Source organism: Paracoccus sp. C2R09 (assembly GCF_018860625.1).
In the GTDB taxonomy this organism is placed as follows: Bacteria; Pseudomonadota; Alphaproteobacteria; order Rhodobacterales; family Rhodobacteraceae; genus Paracoccus.
The window spans coordinates 1-19,607 of sequence record NZ_JAHKQB010000040.1; the positions used below are offsets into that span (position 1 = coordinate 1).

General features: G+C 64.7%; 13 protein-coding genes and 1 pseudogene. 9 read left to right on the top strand and 5 right to left on the bottom strand.

What is annotated here, in order from left to right; translation table 11 throughout:
- From KO490_RS16310 to KO490_RS16320, 4 genes are all read right to left on the bottom strand, one after another.
- Positions 1-296: hypothetical protein (locus KO490_RS16310; RefSeq protein ID WP_216020489.1), on the bottom strand; the 296-nt coding region annotated here is incomplete at its 3' end.
- Positions 280-1,800, bottom strand: coding sequence for a relaxase/mobilization nuclease domain-containing protein (locus tag KO490_RS16315; RefSeq protein ID WP_216020490.1), 1,521 nt, complete (start codon positions 1,798-1,800; stop codon positions 280-282). The genes KO490_RS16310 and KO490_RS16315, both read right to left, overlap by 17 nt.
- Positions 1,794-2,264 (bottom strand): hypothetical protein, encoded by a 471-nt coding sequence (locus tag KO490_RS16740; protein WP_371822375.1) that lies wholly within the window; start codon positions 2,262-2,264, stop codon positions 1,794-1,796. The genes KO490_RS16315 and KO490_RS16740 overlap by 7 nt, the downstream gene beginning before the upstream one ends.
- Positions 2,254-3,345, bottom strand: coding sequence for a helix-turn-helix domain-containing protein (locus tag KO490_RS16320; RefSeq protein ID WP_216020491.1), 1,092 nt, complete (start codon positions 3,343-3,345; stop codon positions 2,254-2,256). The genes KO490_RS16740 and KO490_RS16320 overlap by 11 nt, the downstream gene beginning before the upstream one ends.
- Before the next feature lie 404 nt (positions 3,346-3,749).
- On the opposite strand from KO490_RS16320, the gene KO490_RS16325 reads away from it, so the two are divergent.
- The 7 genes from KO490_RS16325 to opgC all read left to right on the top strand — a co-directional run bounded on the left by KO490_RS16325 (position 3,750) and on the right by opgC (position 13,903).
- Positions 3,750-4,946 (top strand): 3-deoxy-D-manno-octulosonic acid transferase, encoded by a 1,197-nt coding sequence (locus tag KO490_RS16325; RefSeq protein WP_216020492.1) that lies wholly within the window; start codon positions 3,750-3,752, stop codon positions 4,944-4,946.
- A gap of 13 nt (positions 4,947-4,959) precedes the next feature.
- Entirely contained in the window at positions 4,960-5,364 is a 405-nt protein-coding gene (locus tag KO490_RS16330) for a DUF1178 family protein (protein ID WP_216020493.1), read from the top strand.
- 85 nt (positions 5,365-5,449) lie between these two features.
- Complete coding sequence (locus KO490_RS16335; RefSeq protein ID WP_216020494.1) at positions 5,450-6,706, top strand: aspartate kinase; 1,257 nt, start codon at positions 5,450-5,452, stop codon at positions 6,704-6,706.
- A 57-nt stretch (positions 6,707-6,763) separates the two neighbouring features.
- Complete coding sequence (ptsP, locus tag KO490_RS16340) at positions 6,764-9,010, top strand: phosphoenolpyruvate--protein phosphotransferase (protein ID WP_216020495.1); 2,247 nt, start codon at positions 6,764-6,766, stop codon at positions 9,008-9,010.
- Between the two features lie 131 nt (positions 9,011-9,141).
- Entirely contained in the window at positions 9,142-10,695 is a 1,554-nt protein-coding gene (locus tag KO490_RS16345; protein ID WP_216020496.1) for a glucan biosynthesis protein, read from the top strand.
- Positions 10,692-12,782, top strand: a complete 2,091-nt coding sequence (gene mdoH / locus KO490_RS16350) for a glucans biosynthesis glucosyltransferase MdoH (RefSeq protein ID WP_216020497.1) — start codon at positions 10,692-10,694, stop codon at positions 12,780-12,782. Before KO490_RS16345 ends, mdoH begins: the two co-directional genes overlap by 4 nt.
- Positions 12,779-13,903: an OpgC domain-containing protein gene (opgC, locus tag KO490_RS16355; RefSeq protein ID WP_216020498.1), complete on the top strand. Its 1,125-nt coding sequence runs from the start codon at positions 12,779-12,781 to the stop codon at positions 13,901-13,903. The genes mdoH and opgC overlap by 4 nt, the downstream gene beginning before the upstream one ends.
- Here opgC and KO490_RS16360 read toward each other — a convergent pair.
- Positions 13,900-16,206 carry a glycosyltransferase family 2 protein gene (locus KO490_RS16360; RefSeq protein ID WP_252727267.1) on the bottom strand — a complete coding sequence of 769 codons (2,307 nt, stop codon included), beginning with the start codon at positions 16,204-16,206 and terminating at the stop codon, positions 13,900-13,902. The genes opgC and KO490_RS16360 overlap by 4 nt on opposite strands.
- 237 nt (positions 16,207-16,443) lie before the next feature.
- On the opposite strand from KO490_RS16360, the gene KO490_RS16365 reads away from it, so the two are divergent.
- Positions 16,444-17,478 (top strand): NAD-dependent epimerase/dehydratase family protein, encoded by a 1,035-nt coding sequence (locus KO490_RS16365; RefSeq protein WP_216020500.1) that lies wholly within the window; start codon positions 16,444-16,446, stop codon positions 17,476-17,478.
- Between the two features lie 844 nt (positions 17,479-18,322).
- A pseudogene (locus KO490_RS16370) lies at positions 18,323-19,557 on the top strand (integrase core domain-containing protein).
- Positions 19,558-19,607 lie beyond the last annotated feature (50 nt).

The following is a 19,607-nucleotide window of genomic DNA, read 5'->3' on the forward strand; positions in this document are numbered from 1 at the left end:
GCAAACCCGGCGCGGTTCAAGTCGCGGTTCGGCGCCGCACTGAGCCAGCCTTGGATCGCGGCGAGATTGCCGTGTTCGCTGAGCACGATTTCCAGCCCGTGACGAAATCCCTTCGGGCATTGGTTGGCGTAGCGCCGGGCCTGCGCGCCCAGTTCAAAGGCATAGCTGTCGTCCCAGCATGCCCCGCTACGGATCAGCACCCCGATGCGCTCCAAGGCGTCGAACGCGCGATCACTGCCTGGACGCCATGTTATCCATGGGTCCACGGGAAAGCGCGGTTTAGTGTCGGAGTGCATGGGTATCCTCCCTATCTTCGCTCAGCGTGTCTCGAGGTGCTTCTTCGCCCTCTGCGCCTGTTCCATGCTGTCGTTGAGCTGCGCGGAATCCGGCATCCAGGCGCTCAACGCTGCGGCCAAGGAGAGCTGTGATCTGAGCAACGCGATCACGGAGCTGCGTAACCCAGCTAGTTCCGTGCGCGTCTCCTCGCCGGAGCTGGTCAATTCCCGCGCGGATTCCTTCGAGGCTTCTGTCAACCTCTCGACGCAGCTCAGCAATTCGCGCTCTAACGCTGTCAGACCATGCATCACTCACTCCTTCGGCAGAACGAGACAGTCCACCGGCTCCCCCGCCAATTGGCATCGGTCCAGCGTCGCCCTGCCATCGCGTGGGATCAGATATGTCGCCTCGGGACGGTTGATCACTCGCAGACCCATCGTATTCAGGTTCGGCATTAGCCAGGTCATGACCGACCACGTCGAAATCCCAGTGCTGATCATCAGGCAGCAAGCTACCAATGTCGGCCACATCAAGGCTTTCCACTCCGGCCGCGCTGCGTTCGCGCTCTGCCTCATGAGGTGTTTCCTCACGCGCAGCAGGTAGCCTTCCGTATCGGTCTTGATTGTAGCCAGCGCGTTTTCGGCAATGCCCTTCAAATCGGTCCTGAAGCTTTGCAACTGTGTGTCGATCGAGGCGGCGTTCTCTGCCCTGATCCGCTCCATGTCCGCGTTCAGCTTTTCGCTCAGCCGTTGCTTCGGCTCTCCAGTTTTCATGGAAAATCACTCCTTTCAGGCGAAACCGCTCTTCGGTCTCGGGGTCTTTGACTGTCAGATAATTTTTGCCCGCTCGGGGCACTTCGAAGCCTGCATCAGTCAGGGCGGCGACCATGCCCGCCCGATCCTCGATCAGCCCCATGGAAATCTGGTCACCAACCCAAGCATGGAGCCCGTCGCGCCCGGCAGCGCGGTCTGGGGCCTCTGATACTGTCTTCACCTCGGCCGCGCGCTCTACGTCCATGGGATCTGCCCAGCCGTGCGTCTTGTTCATGAGGTCGCGCAGGCTGTCGAAGGCGCGCTCATAGCCGGGTGGGGCAATATTGAGGCTGCGCCCGCTGTGCAGCTCCATGCGCGGCGTGCAGAAATGCAGCTCGACGCGATCCTCGTGGGTGTGGCGCACCCAGAGGCAGGCATAGCGGTCGGCATCCAGGCCGGCGAAGGCGATCTCCTCGAAGCGGTCGATAGCCTCCTGCTGCTGGCGCTCGGTCGGGGCGTCCTCGCGGGCGAAGCTGACGACGCCAGCGCGGTAGGTCCACCGGTGTGGGCAGGTGTCGATCAGGTCGATCATGAGCTGGGGGTTTCCGCGCACGACTTGGGGCAGCGGTTCGCGTGTCACGGACTCTGGTCGGCCTGATGCATCGCGGATCAGATCGCGATTGCCATCGTACGCGAGGACGGTTTCTGCGGTCAGGTACTCGACCGGCCCTGCGCCGCCGCCCCTGCCATTCGGAAAGAACTTGATCAGCACCCCGGCGGCCTCCGATGTGCATCTACAAGGGCCGCAAGCAGACGCTCGATGCTTACCAAGCATGCGTACAACTTCATTGCACTGATGCGAGGAATGAAGCCACGACGCTCTGAGCTGTTCAGCCGGGCGGCAATCTGGTTCATGTTGCCCCCGATCTTTCCAATGCCGCGGACTAACAGCGGGTCTACGGGCGCTACGGGCTTGCGCCTCCCAGATCGCGTTCCCCAGAGCGCCTCGCGCAGGAGCTCGGAGGCAGGCAGGCAGACCGATTTGGCTTTGCCTCGGAGCGTCGCCTTTTCCTGGGCAGTGCAGCGGAAGACGAAGGTTTCCGAAAGTGGCTCCTTGGCGCGGGCTTGACCCGTGCCGGTGGGGTTCGAAGGGGAGGCTTGCCACCCCTCGCAAGGCCCCGTGTCAGAAGCGCCAGCGTATGACATGGGTCGCCTTGCTCTTTGCCTACCGGTCATGACTAGGCACTCCGACTGTAAAGTTTCTGAGTTCGGCGATCAGCGCAGCAATCACAGCATCTCCACGAGTGGTCTTCCGTGCTAGGCCGATGAAAGCAGCGGCTGGATTGCGCACGGCGAAACGACCCTCGCGACCAGAGTTTCGGTCTGTAATCAGCAGGCAGAGGACGGTCCTTAGCTCTCCAAGCTGATCGCGTGCGACATCCCACTCCAAGCAGGATATGCCCAGCATCTGAGCCCGCTCACGGGCAGCCAGAAAGACCGTTGGCAAGCTCGGTAGGTATGTCTCTCCAGCCGCCTCAGCGTAGATTGCTATGGCTTCCCGCAAATCCTCGTCAGCCAATGCGAGAACTTGTGCTAGCGTGATCCTGACTTTGGCTTGCGGTCTACAGGTTTCGATTTTCTTTTTCGGATCAGTATCAGGTCGGACAGAAATGTCCGACGGCGCGGTCTCAGCTGTCTGACCGGATGCGGGCGAAAACTCGGCAAGAATGACCTCCAGAGCGTCAATGAGCGCATTCATCCGGCCCGCGTCCCTGACCTCGGAAGGGCGGAGGCGTGGGAAAGCCTCGCGGGCGGCGCTGAGCGCTTCCGGTGTGCCCAAACTCCTGATCTGGCGGATCAAGTCGTTTAGCTGGTTCCGGTCCTCCTTCAGCCCCTGCGCTGCGACCGATGTCTGCCGGATGCGCGCCAAGAGCTCTGAGGCGCGGTTTATAAGCGGCGCCAGGTTGATCCCGCCCGCCGAGACAATGCGGCCGTCGTCACTGCGTCGTCCGAAGCGCCGTCCATTCGCCGCGCCGGTCCTGAGGATCAGGCCGCGCTGTTCGAGTCGGGTCTCAATCCGTGTGACCCTGCGAATGTGGAAGTTCATGCGGTCGGCCAACCCCGCCACACGTTCCCAGACGGCGCAGATACGACCGGGCAAGAAGTCCTCGGCGCGGGCCAGCATGAACAGACTGCGCAGATAGGACAGGTCCTCGTCACGCAAGCCTAAGTCAGTGCGCAGCTTGGCGAGTATGTCGAGCAGCTCAAACGGTTTCACGCCAGCGGGCAGGCCCGAATGTGTCAGCGTGGTGCTCATGTCGCTCTCCCAAATCCTGCGGAAGAGGGCTCGGCGCGGTACGCTGTTGGCAGGTCTAGTTTTGAATTGCCGTCGGTGGAAGTTGCAGCTTCCCCGGCGGTTTCTCTTTGTCTGCAGAACGCTGGAAGTCCGTTTACATTTGGTCGGTAAGTCCCTGATCTTTGGTCGTGAACAAACAGGAGCCGTTTACAGAACAATACTTTTATTTCAATGCTTCCAGACGGATTGCAAATCCGTGAAGACCGGTTCGATTCCGGTACCCACCTCCACGAGAGATCCCCGAACATCGCCGCAGACGCATCCCCCGCCATCGGGCCCGGGGTCTTGCCTTCGGGGGCCATTCCCGGCTTAGAACATGCGGAACGGATCCACGGGACGGGGCATCGCATGAACGAAGGCGCGCCATGATTCACGACGCTCTTGCCCGCATGGCCGAGGCCGCGCTGCGGCTGCGCATGGCGATCGGCGGGTCCGATACGCTGGCCCAGCGCCTTGTCCGCGATCGCATCCCGGACCCCGCCGCGATCTGGGTCCATGGTGCCTCGGTGGGCGAGCTGACCTCGGCCCGGACCGTCATCGAGGCGCTGGCCAGTGCGCATCCGCTGATCGTGACCGCCAACAGCGTCACCGGGCGCGACATGGTCCAGGGCTGGGGCATCCCCGCCAGGCTGGCGCCGCTGGATGTTCCGGGCGCCCTGCAGTCCTTCCTGACTGCGACCCGCCCCTGTCTTGCCGTCACCATCGAGAACGAGTTCTGGCCCCTGCGATCGCGGATGCTGGCCGATGCGGGCGTCGCGCAGGCGATGATCGGGGCGCGCATCTCGGAACGTTCGTGGCGACGTTGGCGCCGGATGCGCGGGATCATCGCACCGATGCTGGCGCGGATCGACGCCCTGTCGGCGCAGGATGCGGGCAGCGAGGACAGATTGCTGGCCCTGGGCCTGCGGCCCGGCACGGTGGTGCCGCGCCTCGACCTGAAGCTGCTGACCCCCGCATCGGTCGTCCCGCCCCCCGAGGATGCGGCGCGCGACCGCACGATCCTGGCCGCCTCGACCCACGAGGGCGAGGATGCGGCGATCCTCGATGCCTTCGCGACGACACGGGGCGCGACGCGCCTGATCCTTGCGCCGCGCCACCCGCGCCGCGCCCCCGAGATCATGGCCCTGATCCGCGAACGCGGCATTCCCGCGACCCAGCGCAGCCTTGGTGCCGACAGCCCGCCCGAGGGTGGCGTCCTTCTGGCCGATACCCTGGGCGAGATGCCGCGCTGGTATGCGGCGGCAGGCATCTGCATCATCGGCGGCACCATCGTCGATCATGGCGGCCACACGCCCTGGGAACCCGCGGCCCATCGCTGCGCCCTGCTGCGCGGGCCCCATATCGGCAATTTCACCGAAGGCTTTGCCGCGCTGAGGGATTGCACCCTGCCCTTCGAGGCGGCCGCCCTGCAGCAGCTTCTGGACGACGCCCCGCGGCGCCGGGCCATGGGCCAGGCCGCGCGGGACGTGCTGGATGCCCGCGCGGGCGATCAGGCAGGGCTTGTCGCGCGCCTGTCGGATCTTGCCAAGACCGGCCCCCGACCCGATATGTCGCTCAGGTGACAGGAGCGTTTCGATGATCCGCTATGACTTGCGGTGCAGCAACGGGCATGATTTCGACGGCTGGTTCCGATCCTCGGACGGGTTCGAGACGATGCGCGATGCCGGGCTGGTCGAATGCGCCGAATGTGGCGACACCCAGGTCCGGAAGGCCCTGATGGCGCCGCGCGTATCCGAACGGCGCGGGACCGAGAAGACCGCCCCCGGAACCCATGCGCTGGAAAAACTGCGCCGCCATGTCGAGGCGAATTCCGACTATGTCGGTCCCCGCTTCGCCGAGGAGGCCCGCGCCATGCACGAGGGTCGCGCCCCCGGTCGCGCCATCCACGGAGAGGCCCGCCCCGAAGAGGCCCGCAAGCTGGTCGACGAGGGCATTCCCGTGGCCCCGCTGCCCTTCCTGCCGCGTCAGAAGACGAACTGACGACGCCGCGCAACCCGCTCTTGCGGTCGGCATGAACCCTGCCTAAAAGCGCCAGCGATACGCAACCTTGGCTGGAGGCCCCGCAATGCCGCTTCTGGTAATGAAATTCGGCGGTACGTCGGTGGGCGATCTGGACAGGATCCGCAACGCCGCGATGAAGGTTCGGCGCGAGGTCGAACGGGGCTATGACGTCATCGTCATCGTCAGCGCGATGTCTGGCAAGACCAACGAACTGGTCGGCTGGGTCGAACAGACCTCGCCCATGTTCGACGCGCGCGAATACGACGCCGTCGTCAGTTCGGGCGAGAACGTGACCGCCGGGCTCATGGCCCTTACCCTGCAGGAAATGGACGTCCCCGCGCGCAGCTGGCAAGGCTGGCAGGTGCCGATCAACACGACCTCCGCGCACAGCGCGGCGCGGTTCGTGGACATTCCCCGCGACAATATCGATCAGAAATTCGCCGAGGGCATGAAGGTCGCCGTCGTGGCGGGCTTCCAGGGCCTGTCGCCCGAAGGTCGGATCACCACGCTGGGGCGCGGTGGCAGCGACACGACCGCGGTGGCCTTCGCGGCCGCCTTCGGTGCGGAACGCTGCGACATCTATACCGATGTGGACGGCGTCTACACGACCGATCCGCGCATCACGTCGAAGGCGCGCAAGCTGGACCGCATCGCCTTCGAGGAGATGCTGGAACTTGCCAGCCTCGGCGCGAAGGTCCTCCAGACCCGCTCGGTCGAGCTGGCGATGCGATACAAGGTGCGGCTGCGGGTGCTATCCTCGTTCGAGGATACCGACGAGAATTCGGGCACGCTGATCTGCGATGAGGATGAAATCATGGAATCGAAAGTCGTCAACGGCGTCGCCTCTTCGCGCGACGAAGCCAAGATCACGCTGGTCACGGTCGAGGACCGGCCCGGCATCTCGGCCGCGATCTTCGCGCCCCTGGCCGAAGCGGGCGTCAATGTCGACATGATCGTCCAGAACATCTCGGAGAAGGATTACGACGATCACCCGGGTTCGGTGACCGACATGACTTTCTCGGTGCCGATCAACCAGGTCGAGCGCGCCAAGAAGGCCATGGAAGAGGCCCGCACGGCCGGCACCATCGCCTATGACGAGCTGGTCATCGACACCGAGGTCGCCAAGGTCAGCGTCGTGGGCATCGGGATGCGCAGCCATACCGGCGTCGCCGCGCGCATGTTCAAGGCGCTTGCCGACGAGAACGTCAACATCAAGGTCATCGCCACCAGCGAGATCAAGATTTCGGTGCTGATCGATCGGAAATACATGGAACTGGCCGTGCAGTCTCTGCATGATGCCTTTGAACTGGACAAGGCATAACGCCACCGGTTCGGCCCCCTTGCGGGGGCCTTCGCACAATGCAGGGGGCGGCAAGCGATGCAGGACCGCAGCGACAGTGATTCCCGCAGGCTGCTGAGGCGGCTGAAGGAAATCCTCGCCGCTCCGGGCGGCGGGCAGGACAGGCTCGACCAGATCACCCATCTGATCGCGGATTCGATGGGAACCGAGGTCTGCTCGATCTATCTGTTCCGCGACCCCGAGACGCTGGAGCTGTGCGCCACCGAAGGCCTGCGCGCCGAGGCCGTGCACCAGACGCGCCTGCGTCTGGGCGAAGGCCTGGTCGGTCGCGTGGCCCGCACCGGGCGCAACATGAACACCGCCGACGCCCCCAGCGAACCGGGTTTCCGCTTCATGCCCGAAACCGGCGAAGAGGTGTTCCCGGCCTTCCTGGGCGTCCCGATCCAGCGCGTGGGCGAACGCCTGGGCGTGCTGGTCGTCCAATGCACCACCGCGCGGCAATTCACCGACGACGAGGTCTATGGCCTGGAAGTGGTGGCCATGGTCCTGGCCGAGATGACCGAGCTGGGCGCGTTCCAGGGCGGCAATGCCGACGGCATGCCCCAGGCGCATCGCTTTCCGCTGATGATCCGCGGCGCGACCGGCCAGGAGGGCGCCGCCGAAGGCCGCGTCTGGCTGCACGAACCGCGCGTCGTGGTGGCGAACCCCGTGGGCGACGACCCCGAGACCGAACACCGGCGCCTGCACGAGGGCGTGGAGAAGCTGCGCAGCACCGTGGACAAGATGGTCGCTGCCGCTGACATGGGCGGGGACGGCGAACATGCCGCCGTGCTGGAAACCTACCGGATGTTCGCGAATTCGCGCAGCTGGCTCAAGCGCATGGAAGAGGATATCCGGCTGGGCCTCTCGGCCGAGGCCGCGGTCGAGAAGGAGCAGTCCAGTGCCCGCGCGCGGCTGGAGATGGCATCCGATCCCTATCTGCGCGACCGGCTGCACGATCTGGACGATCTGTCGAACCGCCTGCTGCGCATCCTCAGCGGTCAGGGCATCGATACCGGCGCCGAGATGCCCGAGAACCCGATCCTGGTCGCCCGCAACATCGGCCCGGCCGAACTGCTGGAATACGGGCGACGCCTGCGCGGGGTCGTCCTGCAGGAAGGGTCCGTGGGCAGCCATGCCGCCATCGTGGCGCGCGCGCTGGCCATTCCGCTGGTCATCCATGCCAGCCGCATCACCACCGAGGCGCTGAACGGCGACGCGATCCTGGTCGATGGCGATCAGGGTGTCGTCCACCTGCGCCCCGAGGAAAGCGTCCACAAGGCGTTCCTCGACAAGATCGCGATGCAGGCCGAGGCCCAGGACCGCTATGCCAGCCTGCGCGACCTGCCTGCGACGGGCACCTGCGGCACGACGGTCCAGCTTTACATGAACGCGGGGCTGATGGCCGATCTGCCCTCGCTCGAGGGGTCGGGCGCCGAGGGTGTGGGGCTGTTCCGCACCGAGCTGCAGTTCCTGATCCGCAATCACGTCCCCCGCCGCGGAGAACTGGCGACCCTCTATGCCCGTGTGATCGACAGTGCAGGCGGCAGGCCGATCCAGTTCCGCACGCTGGATATCGGGTCGGACAAGGTGCTGCCCTACATGAAGCCGCAGGACGAACCGAACCCCGCGATGGGCTGGCGCGCGATCCGCGTGGGCCTGGACAAGCGCGGCGTGCTGCGCATGCAGCTGCAGGCGTTGATCCGCGCCTCTGTCGGGCGGCCGCTGCATGTCATGTTCCCCTTCATCGCGGACATGCACGAATACGAGGAGGCGCATCGCATCCTCATGCAGGAACTGTCGCGCGAACAGCGGCTGGGCCATGACATGCCCAGCGACATCCGCGTCGGCGCGATGCTGGAAACCCCATCGCTGGCCTTCGCGCCCAAACGCTTCTTCGAGATGTGCGATTTCATCTCGATCGGGGGGAACGACCTCAAGCAGTTCTTCTTCGCCGCCGACCGCGAGAACGAGCGCGTGCGCCGCCGCTACGACACGCTCAGCGTGCCGTTCCTGTCGCTGCTGCGCCAGATCATCGCCCGCTGCGAGGAAGCGCGCGTGCCGCTGTCCTTCTGCGGCGAGGATGCGGGCCGCCCGATCGAGGCGCTGACCTTCGCGGCGATGGGCATCCACCGCCTGTCGATGCGCCCGGCCTCGATCGGTCCGGTCAAGCATCTCATCCGCCGGGTGTCGCTGGCCGAACTGCGCGAGGTCATCGAGACCGCCGAGGCGCAGGGCCTCACCAGCGTTCGCGGTCCCGTGACCGCATGGCTGGCCCGACAATAGCGGAACCCGCGGCCCATCGAGGCGTTGCCATCCGCGTAAGCCCGCCCATGGGTTGACGAAAAGGCGAGAACGCTTGCTGCAATGCGGCGGCATCTGTAATGTTACTGCAACCTTTCAAAGCATTTCCGGATATGAAGCGTCGTCAATTTCTCAATGCCGCCACCGCGATGGCCGCCGGCGGATCGCTGATGGCGGTCCCGGCGCAAGCGCAATCGAATGATCAGGGCGAAACCTATGGCCCCGTCCTTCCCGAGCCCTTCGGCTTCGAGAACGTGGCGGCCCTGGCCGAGGAACGCGCCGCAAGCGTCTATACCCAGCCGGTGTCGAAGCTGGTGGGCAGCTTTGCCGATCTGAACTACGACAATTACCGAGGCATCCGTTTCCGCAGGGATCAGGACCCCCTTGGCGGGGCGCAGAACTTCTCGGTGGATCTGCTGTCGCCGGGCACGATCTTCTACGAACCGGTGCAGATCAACATCGTCCGCGACGGGATCGCGCAGAACATCCCCTTCGATCCGGCCATGCTGGAATTCGACCCCTCGCAATTCCCCGACGGTGCCGATCTGGAAACCGTGGGCAACATGGGCTGGTCGGGATTCCGGATGCGGACGATCCTGAACCGCCCCGGCGTCATGGACGAATTCCTGGTCTTCCAGGGGGCCAGCTATTTCCGCGCGGTCGCGCGCGGCACGCTCTATGGCCTTTCGGCGCGCGGCCTGGCGATCAAGACCGGCAGCCCCGATGGCGAGGAGTTCCCGCTCTTCACCGATTTCTGGATCGTCGAACCCGCCGAGAAGTCCGGTTCGGTCCGGATCTATGCGATCCTCGACAGCAAGTCGGTCGCGGCGGCATTCCAGTTCGACGTGACCCCCGGCGCCGTCACCATGGTCCGCACGCGGGTCGCGCTGTTCCCCCGCGTCGATCTGCGCGAAACGGGGCTGGCGCCGCTGACATCCATGTTCTGGTTCAGCCCGGCCTCGCGCCGTTCGGTCGACGATTACCGCCCCGCCTGTCATGACAGCGACGGGCTGCAGATGCATACCGGCGCGGGCCAGAACCTGTGGCGGGGCCTCATGTCGCCGCGCAACCTTCAGATTTCCAGCTTCGTGGACCGCAACCCCGAAGGTTTCGGCCTGATCCAGCGTGCGCGCGAATTCGAGACCTTCCAGGATGCCGAGGCGCTCTATCACCTGCGCCCTTCGGCCTGGATCGAGCCTGAAGGCGATTGGGGCGAGGGCGAGGTGCGCCTGATCGAGATCCCGGTCGAGAACGAGTTCAACGACAACATCGTCAGCTACTGGCTGCCCAAGGACGTCATTCCGGGCGGCAAGCGGACCGAGTTCCGCTATCGCCTCAGCTTCTCGGCCCTGCCCCCCAGCGATCTGCCGCTGGCCAAGGTGCGGCAGGTCCGCTCGGGCCGCTCGATCAATGTCGAGACGACGCGCAGCTACATCATCGATTTCGATCTGGGCATGTTCCGCGATCAGCTGCCGCAATTCCAGGTTTCGGCATCCGAGGGCCGGATCGTGCATGCCTATCTGAAGGCGCTGCCCGAACAGCACGTCCTGCGCCTGGCCTTCGAATTCGAACCCGGTCGCGCCGAGATGGCCGAACTGCGCGCGGCCCTGACCGATACCGAAGGTCTTGCCCTGAGCGAGACCTGGATGAGCCGTTGGGCCGCATGAACGTCCGGACCGAAGTGACCGATCGCCCGATCGTGCCGCCCCGCGCACCGGTCGAGATGCCGGTGCAGGATTTCAGCAACCGCCCCGAGGCGGGCATCGCGCGGGCCCATGACAGCTGGCGCGTCTGGGCCGCGCGGCTGATCGCCTTCGGCGGCACCGCGGCCATCGCCGTCCTGGGCTGCCTGCAGATGCTTGCGGCGTTCCGCAACGACCCGACGCCCATGCAGTTCGCGCTGCTGGTGCTGTTCGTGCCGACCTTCGCCTGGGTGGGCTTTTCCTTCTGCGGCACCTTCGCGGGATTTCTTGCCCCGCAGCTGAAGACGCCGGAAGGGCCGAACGATGCCCGCGTCGCGGTCATCATGCCGATCTATCACGAGGATGTCGCCGTCAGCACCGGCCTGCTGGTCGCCCTTGCGCGAGAGCTGGAGGCCGAAGGCATGGCCGACCGGACCGAGATCTTCGTGCTGTCCGACACCCGCGACCCCGCGGTCGCGGTCAACGAGACGCTGGTCATCGACGAGGCCCGGCGCCTGTCCCCCCTGCCCCTGTGGTATCGCCGCCGATTGACGAACGAGGATCGGAAATCCGGCAACGTGGCCGAATTCGTCCGCGAATGGGGCGGGCGCTACGATCAGATGGTCGTGCTGGATGCCGACAGCGTCATGTCGGGCGCCACGATCCGCGAATTGTCGGCCCGCATGAATGCCGATCCGCGCATGGGGCTGATCCAGACCATGCCGATGCTGGTCGGAGGCGAGACGATCTTCGCCCGGCTGATGCAATTCGCGGGCCGCGTCTATGGCCCCATGATCGCACGCGGCGTGGCCGCCTGGTCGGGCAATACCGGCAATTACTGGGGGCATAACGCGATCATCCGAATCCCGGCCTTCGCGCAGGCCTGCGGTTTGCCCCGCCTGCCGGGCAAGCCCCCCTTCGGCGGCACCATCCTGTCGCATGACTTCGTCGAGGCAGCGGCCCTTTGCCGTGCGGGTTGGTCGGTCCGGCTGGATCACGACCTTCGCGGCAGCTACGAAGGCTGCCCGCCCACGCTTCTGGACATGGCCGCCCGGGAACGCCGTTGGGCGCAGGGCAACCTGCAGCATTCGCGCCTTCTGGGCGTGAAGGGCCTGCGAGGCATCAGCCGGGCGCATTTCACCATCGGCATCATGGGCTTCCTCATGAGCCCGATCTGGCTGGCGCTGATCCTCGTGGGTCTGATCCTGTCGGCGACGGTGCTGCTGTCCACGCCGGAATACTTCCCCTCGGCCTATCAGCTGTTCCCGAACTGGCCGGTCTTCGATGCGCGGCGCATGCTGTGGCTGTTCTTCGCCGCCATGGCGCTGTTGCTTCTGCCGAAATTCATCGCGACCTTCCGGGCCTGGGCCCGCCCCCTTGCGCTGCAGTCGGGCGGTCGCGTCCGCATCTTCGCCAGCGCCATATTCGAAACCGTCCTGTCCGCGCTGATCGCGCCGGTGCAGATGCTGGTGCAGACCCGCCAGATCATCGAGATCCTGCAGGGTCGCGACAGCGGCTGGAACGCGCAGGTGCGCGCAGGCTCGATGCCCGGCTGGGGCGTGGTCCTCGGGTATCACTGGTGGCACGTCCTTCTGGGTCTCGGCACGCTGATCGTGCTGTCGATCTTCTCGCCCGCGCAGCTGATCTGGCTGTCGCCCATCGTCGCGGGGCTGATCCTGTCGCCGCTGACCTCGCGCCTGTCGGCCAGTCCCGTCTTCGGGCGTTGGGCACGCATGCGCGGTCTGCTGGTCACCCCCGAGGAACGCGACCCGCCCAAGATCCTGACCGAGGCGGCGGCGATCACGCGCAACCTGTCGCGCATCCTGCCCGGCGCGGACAGCATCCGCAGCATCGGCCGCGATCCCGAACTTCTGGCCCGCCACAAGGCCGGCCTTGCCCCCCTTCCCGACGACCTGCCGACGCAATGGCATCTGGCGCGCATCACGGCCGAGGCCAAGATCGCGAATGCCGACAGCCGCACGCAGGCCCTCTCATGGCTCGACCGGGCCGAGACCGACGCGCTCGTGTCCGATCCCGGTCTTCTGAGCCGCTGGAGCGAACTGCCCGAATGAACCGCATCATCACGCTGGACATGCTGCGGGGCTATGCCCTGGTCAGCATCATGGTCAATCATATGCCGATCTCGGCCATGAGGCATGTCACGCTGCCCAATTTCTCGATCTTCGATGCATCCGAGATGTTCGTCCTGCTGTCGGGCTTCCTGGTCGGGATGGTCTGGCGCGGGATCGAGGCCAAGCAGGGGCGCGGCCGCGCGCAGCGTCGCTTCCTGCGCCGCGCATTCGAGGTGTGGCGCGCGATGGTCGTCGGCGCGTTGCTGATGGGCCTTCTGTCGGCGCTGCTGTGGTCCGTGGACCTGCCGCATACCGCGATCTGGGACCGCTATGCCGTCTGGTCGGTCGATCACCCGTTGCTGTTCATGGCCGAGGTGGGCAGCTTCTGGCTGCAGCCCAATATCATCGACGTGCTGGCGGTCTATGTCGTGCTGATCGCGCTGACGCCGCTGGTGGTGCCGGCCATGCTGCGGGCCTTCTGGCTGTGCGCGCTGGTATCGGTCGTGCTGTGGTGGTTCGCACCGCCGCTGAACCAGATGCTGCCGAACCACCGGACGCAGGGGGGCTTCCTGTTCAACCCCTTCGGTTGGCAGATGCTGTTCTATACCGGCACCGCGCTTGGCCTGTTCCGCGAACGGATCATGGAGACCCTGTGGCCGCACAGGCATCTGGTGACCGCGATCGCCGCCGCGATGTTCGCCTTCGGGGCAACCATCGTGATCGCATCGCGCATCGGGGAACCTGCCCTGCCGCTGCGCCGCGCGCTGAAGATGTTCTACGGAAACATCGACAAATGGAGCCTGGACGGCACCCGATACCTGGCGATCCTGTCGGCAGCCTGGCTGATTGCGGTTCCGCTGGCGCGCCCCGCGTATTGGTTCTCGGCCACGCGTATCGGGGTGGCGCTGCAGCAGATCGGCAAGGGTGGCCTCTTTTCCTTCGTGGCCTGCGTGCTGCTGTCGGTTCTGGGCGACGCGCTGCAGATGACGCCCGCCGACCAGCCGATGATCAGCCGCCTTGCGATCGATATCTGGGCCTGCATCACGCTCTGGTGGATCTCGGCGCAGTGGCTTGAACATGGCGCGCCGTGGCAGAAGGCCCGCAAGGCGCGCAAGGCTTAGTGCTCGGTGGTCTCGACCCGGTCGACAGTGAAGAAGAATTCGCTGTCGGCCGGCTGCTCGACGATCCTGTCGGGGATGACCGAGGGACCGGCCAGATAGACGTTCGATCCGAAATGGCCGTGCAGGGTCGACAGCTTGCGCATGCGTTCGCTTCGCAGCTCGGCGAAGAAGGCGCTGTAGTTCGGCTGCCCCTTCAGCTCGTTAATCTTGGCGACATGGGCCGCGACGCAGCTTTCATGCATGGCGCGTATCTCGGGGTCGGACATCACCCGATCGTATTCGGCCCGTAGCAACGGCTGCATCCGTTCCATCCGCCGATCCTGGACGACATTGTGGTTCATGCGGAACCAGTAAGCCATGCCCTGATCGCGATCGACATGGTTCACCCGCCCCCGGTCCCGCTTGACGAGAAAGCTCTCGGCGGACCTGACGGCATAGTGGTTCAGCGATACGAGATCGTAGCCATAGGTATCCGAATGCGACCGCCAGGCTGTGCGCCACTGGTCGCGCGGCATGGGCTTGCCCGAGCCGTTGACCCAGTCGATGGCATCCAGCATGCCGGGTTGCAGACCCTTGGGACGATGCACGCCCATCTTCTTGAACAGCCCGATATTGCGATAGAGCGTCTTGAAGCCCCATGCCTGGTGGGGCTTGTTGGCGAATTCGCGCGCGCAGCGGAAGAATTGCTGCGTGATGAAACCGTCGCGGAAATCCGTGATGTCGGCATTCCCGAACAGCCGCCACGTCAATGAGATCAGGTTCGCATCGGGCACCGCGTCGAACAGCGCCCCGATCGTGCCATCGCCGACATGGACCGCGATATATTCGTCCACATCCATGCAGATCAGCCAATCGGCGGCCTTGACCATGGCTTCGTTGTCGGCAGCCTGCAGGGCCGCGTGCTGCGGCTTGATCCCGGTTTCACGATAGGGATTCTCGCGCCATTCGCAGTAGCCCTTGTCCGCAAGCATCCGCAGCATCCGGTCGGTGCCATCCGTGCAGTCGTTCGTATAGATCAGGAAATCCCGGATCCCGATGGCCCGGTGATAGGCCAGCCATTCGAGGATGAACGGCCCCTCGTTCTTCATCGTGGTGACGATGGCCACCCGATCCCGGCGGCTGCCATCGGGCGCATGGGGCGCAACCTTGATCGCGGGGGCCGCGGGAACACGCAGCGGATCGGCCCCCTGTGCCAGGGCCCGGGCAACCAAGTCGTCATCCTCGACCAGGCTGGTCTTGGGGACGATCCGACCCACCTTTCCGGCATCCTCGCGTCCGTGGCGCAGCGCCATGTGACGGTCGAAGCTGGCGGGCTGCAGGGCATGGGCGCTGCCCAGGATGCGGTCGCGCAGCCATGTCGTTCCCGTCGGCAGGCTGTCCAGCGCCGCACACCAGCGCCAATCGGTCGAACCGGAATCGAAGCGCGTGCAGATATGGTCGAAGAAACCCGCACGCGCATCGTTGCGAATATTCCAGGGATAGATGCGCCGCCCCTTCAGGGGAACGAAGCCGCGTGCATTCCCTCGTGCTCGGTCGAAGATGGTCAGATCGTCGTCCGCCGCGACAAGGTCGATCACCTCGACATTCGCGACGGCCCCCGCATCGGACAGGAAACGGTGGCGCAGCAGGTCGAACAGAAGCTTGTAGGCCAAGGGCCCCTCCCACGGGGCGGGCGCGGGCGCATCCATCCGGTCCTTGCCGGGCGCGTCGGGGGCGTTCATCGGATGCGCCTCGGCCCCCTTCGCGGCATCCCCGAGCGGCACGTCGAAATCGACGACCATCAGGACGGTCTCCGCCAGCAGCTTGCACCCGGCATCGCTGCTTTCCAGCAGGGTCTGCAGCTGATCGCCGAACAGGGCGGCGGCTCCGGGCCGCCCACGATGCACGATCAGCGCCGCGTCGGCACCATGCCGAAGCCGGTGCCAGATCAACCAGTCGCAGACCGTGGCGGCATCTTCGCCGTTGCAATGCCCCAGCATGACATTGCGCCCCCGGAACAGATCGGACTCGGGGCGGTCCAGCACGATGGGATCGGCGGCGGGATCGAAGGGCGATGCGACCTGTTCATTGGAGCGAACCCGCATATCGACCAGAAGCGCACCGGAAAAGCTGCGCATGTTCAGCACATCGGCCGAGCCCGCCGCTCCCGGCCCTTCGCCCCGGTCGAAGAAAAGCCGCGCCTGCCGCCCATCCCCGGCAGGAAGGGCCGAGATCAGGCGAAGCGAGGCCGGGCCAGCACCGCCGGGCAGCGCGATATCGCGGGATCGAATGGTCCGGGACAGGATGGTCTTACCTTGCGCCAACGCGACTTCTCTCTGCTGCAATGCATCCGGGGCATGTGGACGCCCGGGCGGCATCCCGGCCAGCGCGGGGGGCCCTGCCCGACAATCTATTCCACCCGAGGCAATCGGCATCAACCCTTGGGCATGAAGGATACGGCCGGATAGACACAATTTAGACGTGTAAATACAACACGAGTTGCATCGACAGGGTTAACGGTGTTCACTGCCGTCCGACCCTGCCCAAGCCAAGAGGACGACGTGAGCAGAATACTGGTAACGGGAAGTGCGGGTTTCATCGGTTTTCACGTCGCGCGCGCCCTTCTGGCAGAGGGTCACCAGGTCATCGGGCTGGACAGCCACAACGATTATTACGATCCGCGGTTGAAGGCCGACCGCGAGGCGATCCTGCTCGCGATGCCGGGATACGAGGCCGTCCGCGGCAAGGTCGAGGAACCGGGCCTGCTGCATGGCGTCTTCGAGCGTCATCGCCCCGAGGGGGTCGTCCATCTGGCGGCCCAGGCCGGCGTCCGACATTCGATCAAGAACCCCCGCGCCTATGTCGAGGCGAACCTTCTGGGTGGGTTCGAGCTGCTCGAGGCCGCGCGCGCCTTCCCGCCGCGCCACCTGATGATGGCCTCGACCAGTTCGGTCTATGGCGCGAACACCAAGATGCCCTATGCCGAGACGGACAAGACCGAGGCCCCCCTGTCCTTCTATGCGGCCACGAAGAAATCGAACGAGGTGATGGCGCACAGTTATGCCCATCTCTTCGACCTGCCGATCACGATGTTCCGCTTCTTCACCGTCTTCGGCCCATGGGGGCGGCCGGACATGGCCCCGCATCTGTTCACCGACGCGATCCTGAACGATCGCCCGATCAAGGTCTTCAACCACGGCGACATGCGGCGCGATTTCACCTATATCGACGATCTGGTCGCGGGCATCCTAGCCCTTCTCCCGCACCCCCCTTCAGTCGCGCTGCCCGAGGGCGACAGCCTGTCCCCCGTCGCACCCTGGCGTTCGATCAATATCGGCAACGGTGAGCCGGTGAAGCTGATGGATTTCATCGCCGCCCTTGAAACCGCAATCGGGTCGGATGCCAGAAAGCAGATGATGCCCATGCAGCCCGGCGACGTGTCTGCCACATGGGCCGATGACACGCTGATCACCCGGCTGACGGGTGGCGTCCCGAAGACACCGCTTCCGGATGCCGTCCAAGCCTACGTAACGTGGTTTCGCGGTTATTTCGAATGCGCCTTGAGCCCCGCCGAGAGCCCCGCTGCCGGGGAATGAGCTTGGCCCGAACGTCGCCGGCACTGCGGGCAGCAGGACTTGGGTTGAAAATTGAGCGACGACCCTCCGCTTCGTTTTGATGGGCGGCAGGCAAGTCACCCGTAATCAGGTTGCCCATGGAGCGTAAGAACGACCGAGCTGGAAACGAAGTGCCGCAACCGGGTGCTGGCTGTCGAACATGGAAGTTTCTCACTGACGATCATCGCTTGTCTGAAGGCTGCAGATGAAGGATCGAGGGCCAAACAGGCAGCACGGGAAACCAATGGGTCGCCGGCGATCAGGCTTTCCGAGGGTCTGCCGGAGATTCATCAGATAACTGTCCTATCCCTCACTGGACCCTCGTTCATAACAAGCGTTTGCAGGTTCCAGATTGGCAATCGTGTAGGCCCCCTTGAGCAAGCGCGCCGGGCCCGGAGCCCTTAGGTCACGCAAGTTTCCGGCACGCTTCAGGCAGCTTCGGGTTGCCAAGCGAGAAGTGCAGCTCGGCAGCTTTGCAATCGGAGCGCCAAAGGGCGATCTTGCGGCGCGCGTCGTCCAAGGGGCTCTAAGATCGCTTCGTCCAGCGGCTCATATTTAGGTTGCCATTGAAGCTTCCTGCATAGGCATTCTGCGAGAGTTCGCCCAGATCGATGTAGCGCCATGGCGTTTTGTTCTCGTCGTCCCATGTAAGGACCGCCTGACTGCTGAACTCCATCCCGTTATCGCCGACAATGCAACCGGGCTTGGTACGAACCCAGTTCGGGACTGAATTTTTAGACGATACTCCCCGACGGAGCCCTGCTGACCTGCCGCGGCATTTTTCTTCCAGCATCGGCTGGAGTCCGACCCGACTTGGGGAGGGGCGATGAAGCGAACGAGTTTCACGGGCGAGCAGATCACCGGGATTCTGGCAGAGTTTGACGTAAGGGCGCAGCGCGCCCACGGGCGCCACGAGCATGGGATGTCGGAGGGCGCTTTCTACAGCTAGGAAGCCAAGTTCGGCGGCATGACGGTGTTGGAGGCCAAGCGGCTAAAGCCGCTTGAGGACGAGAGCGCCAAGCTTCAAGAAGCTTCTGGCCAAGAAAATGCCGGACCTAGAGCCATGAAGGATCGGGTTTCAAAAAAACTGGCAGGGCCCGCCGTGAGGCGTGAAGCCGTTGCGTATCTTTGGGCCGAACATGACATGGCAGAGCAGCGGGCCTGCAACATTCTCAGCGCGGACCGCACGATGATCCATTATCGATCCCGGCGTGCACCGGACACAGTATTGCGCAGCCGGTTGCAGGACCTGGCCAACGAGGGCCGACGGTTCGGCCACCGGCTGCTTTTCGTGCTCCTGCATCGCGAAGGCGAGCCTTCAGGGAGCAACCAGATATATCGGCTTTACCGCGAGGATGAGCGAGGACCGTTTTCCCGACGACACTGTCAGTCGCGCGAGCGAAAGGCCCGACGCAAGGCGGACGGGCCCCGATCCTGGTCACGGGACGGCCCGATCCGTGCTGGTCACTGGATTTCGTCCACGACCAGTCCGCGGGTGGCCAGCGTTTCCACGTTCTCCACAGGGTCGACGACGACGCGCGTAAATGCCGGGCTGCGATCTCGTTCGCTATCGGCCTCGAGTTAATAGCAGCTCGACGGCTCCGCCTCATCCTCGGGGCGCCGTGTTGTGCGTGAACTGACGGCTCTGATAGAGCGCCTGGGAAAGCTTGGATGATCGGGACCGAACTGGCCAGTAATGCGATCCTGCGTTGGGGCTCCGAGCACCGGATCAAATGGTATTGCATCGCGCCGGACAAGCCGATGCATAATGGATTCGTCAAGAGCCTCGACGGGCGGATGCGCGATGAACTGCCGGGCGAGACAATGCTCCGCAACTGGCACATGCGCGCGTCGTGATCGCCGCATGGGCCGGCGACGACAACACCGAACGCCCGCATTCGACCTTGGATTACCAGACCCCGGCCAGACTATATGCGGGTCCCGACTACCGCAAATGCCCGATCCACTGCGCGAGATGATAGCTTGGCACGTCGCCGGGCGATGGTTCAACCTGCGCTAGCTAGCGTAAACACCAATCGGGCCCCGGTCGCGGCTGAATGACGGTTCAGCGGCAGGTCAGCAGATCACCCCCGCCACACGCAGCCATCGCC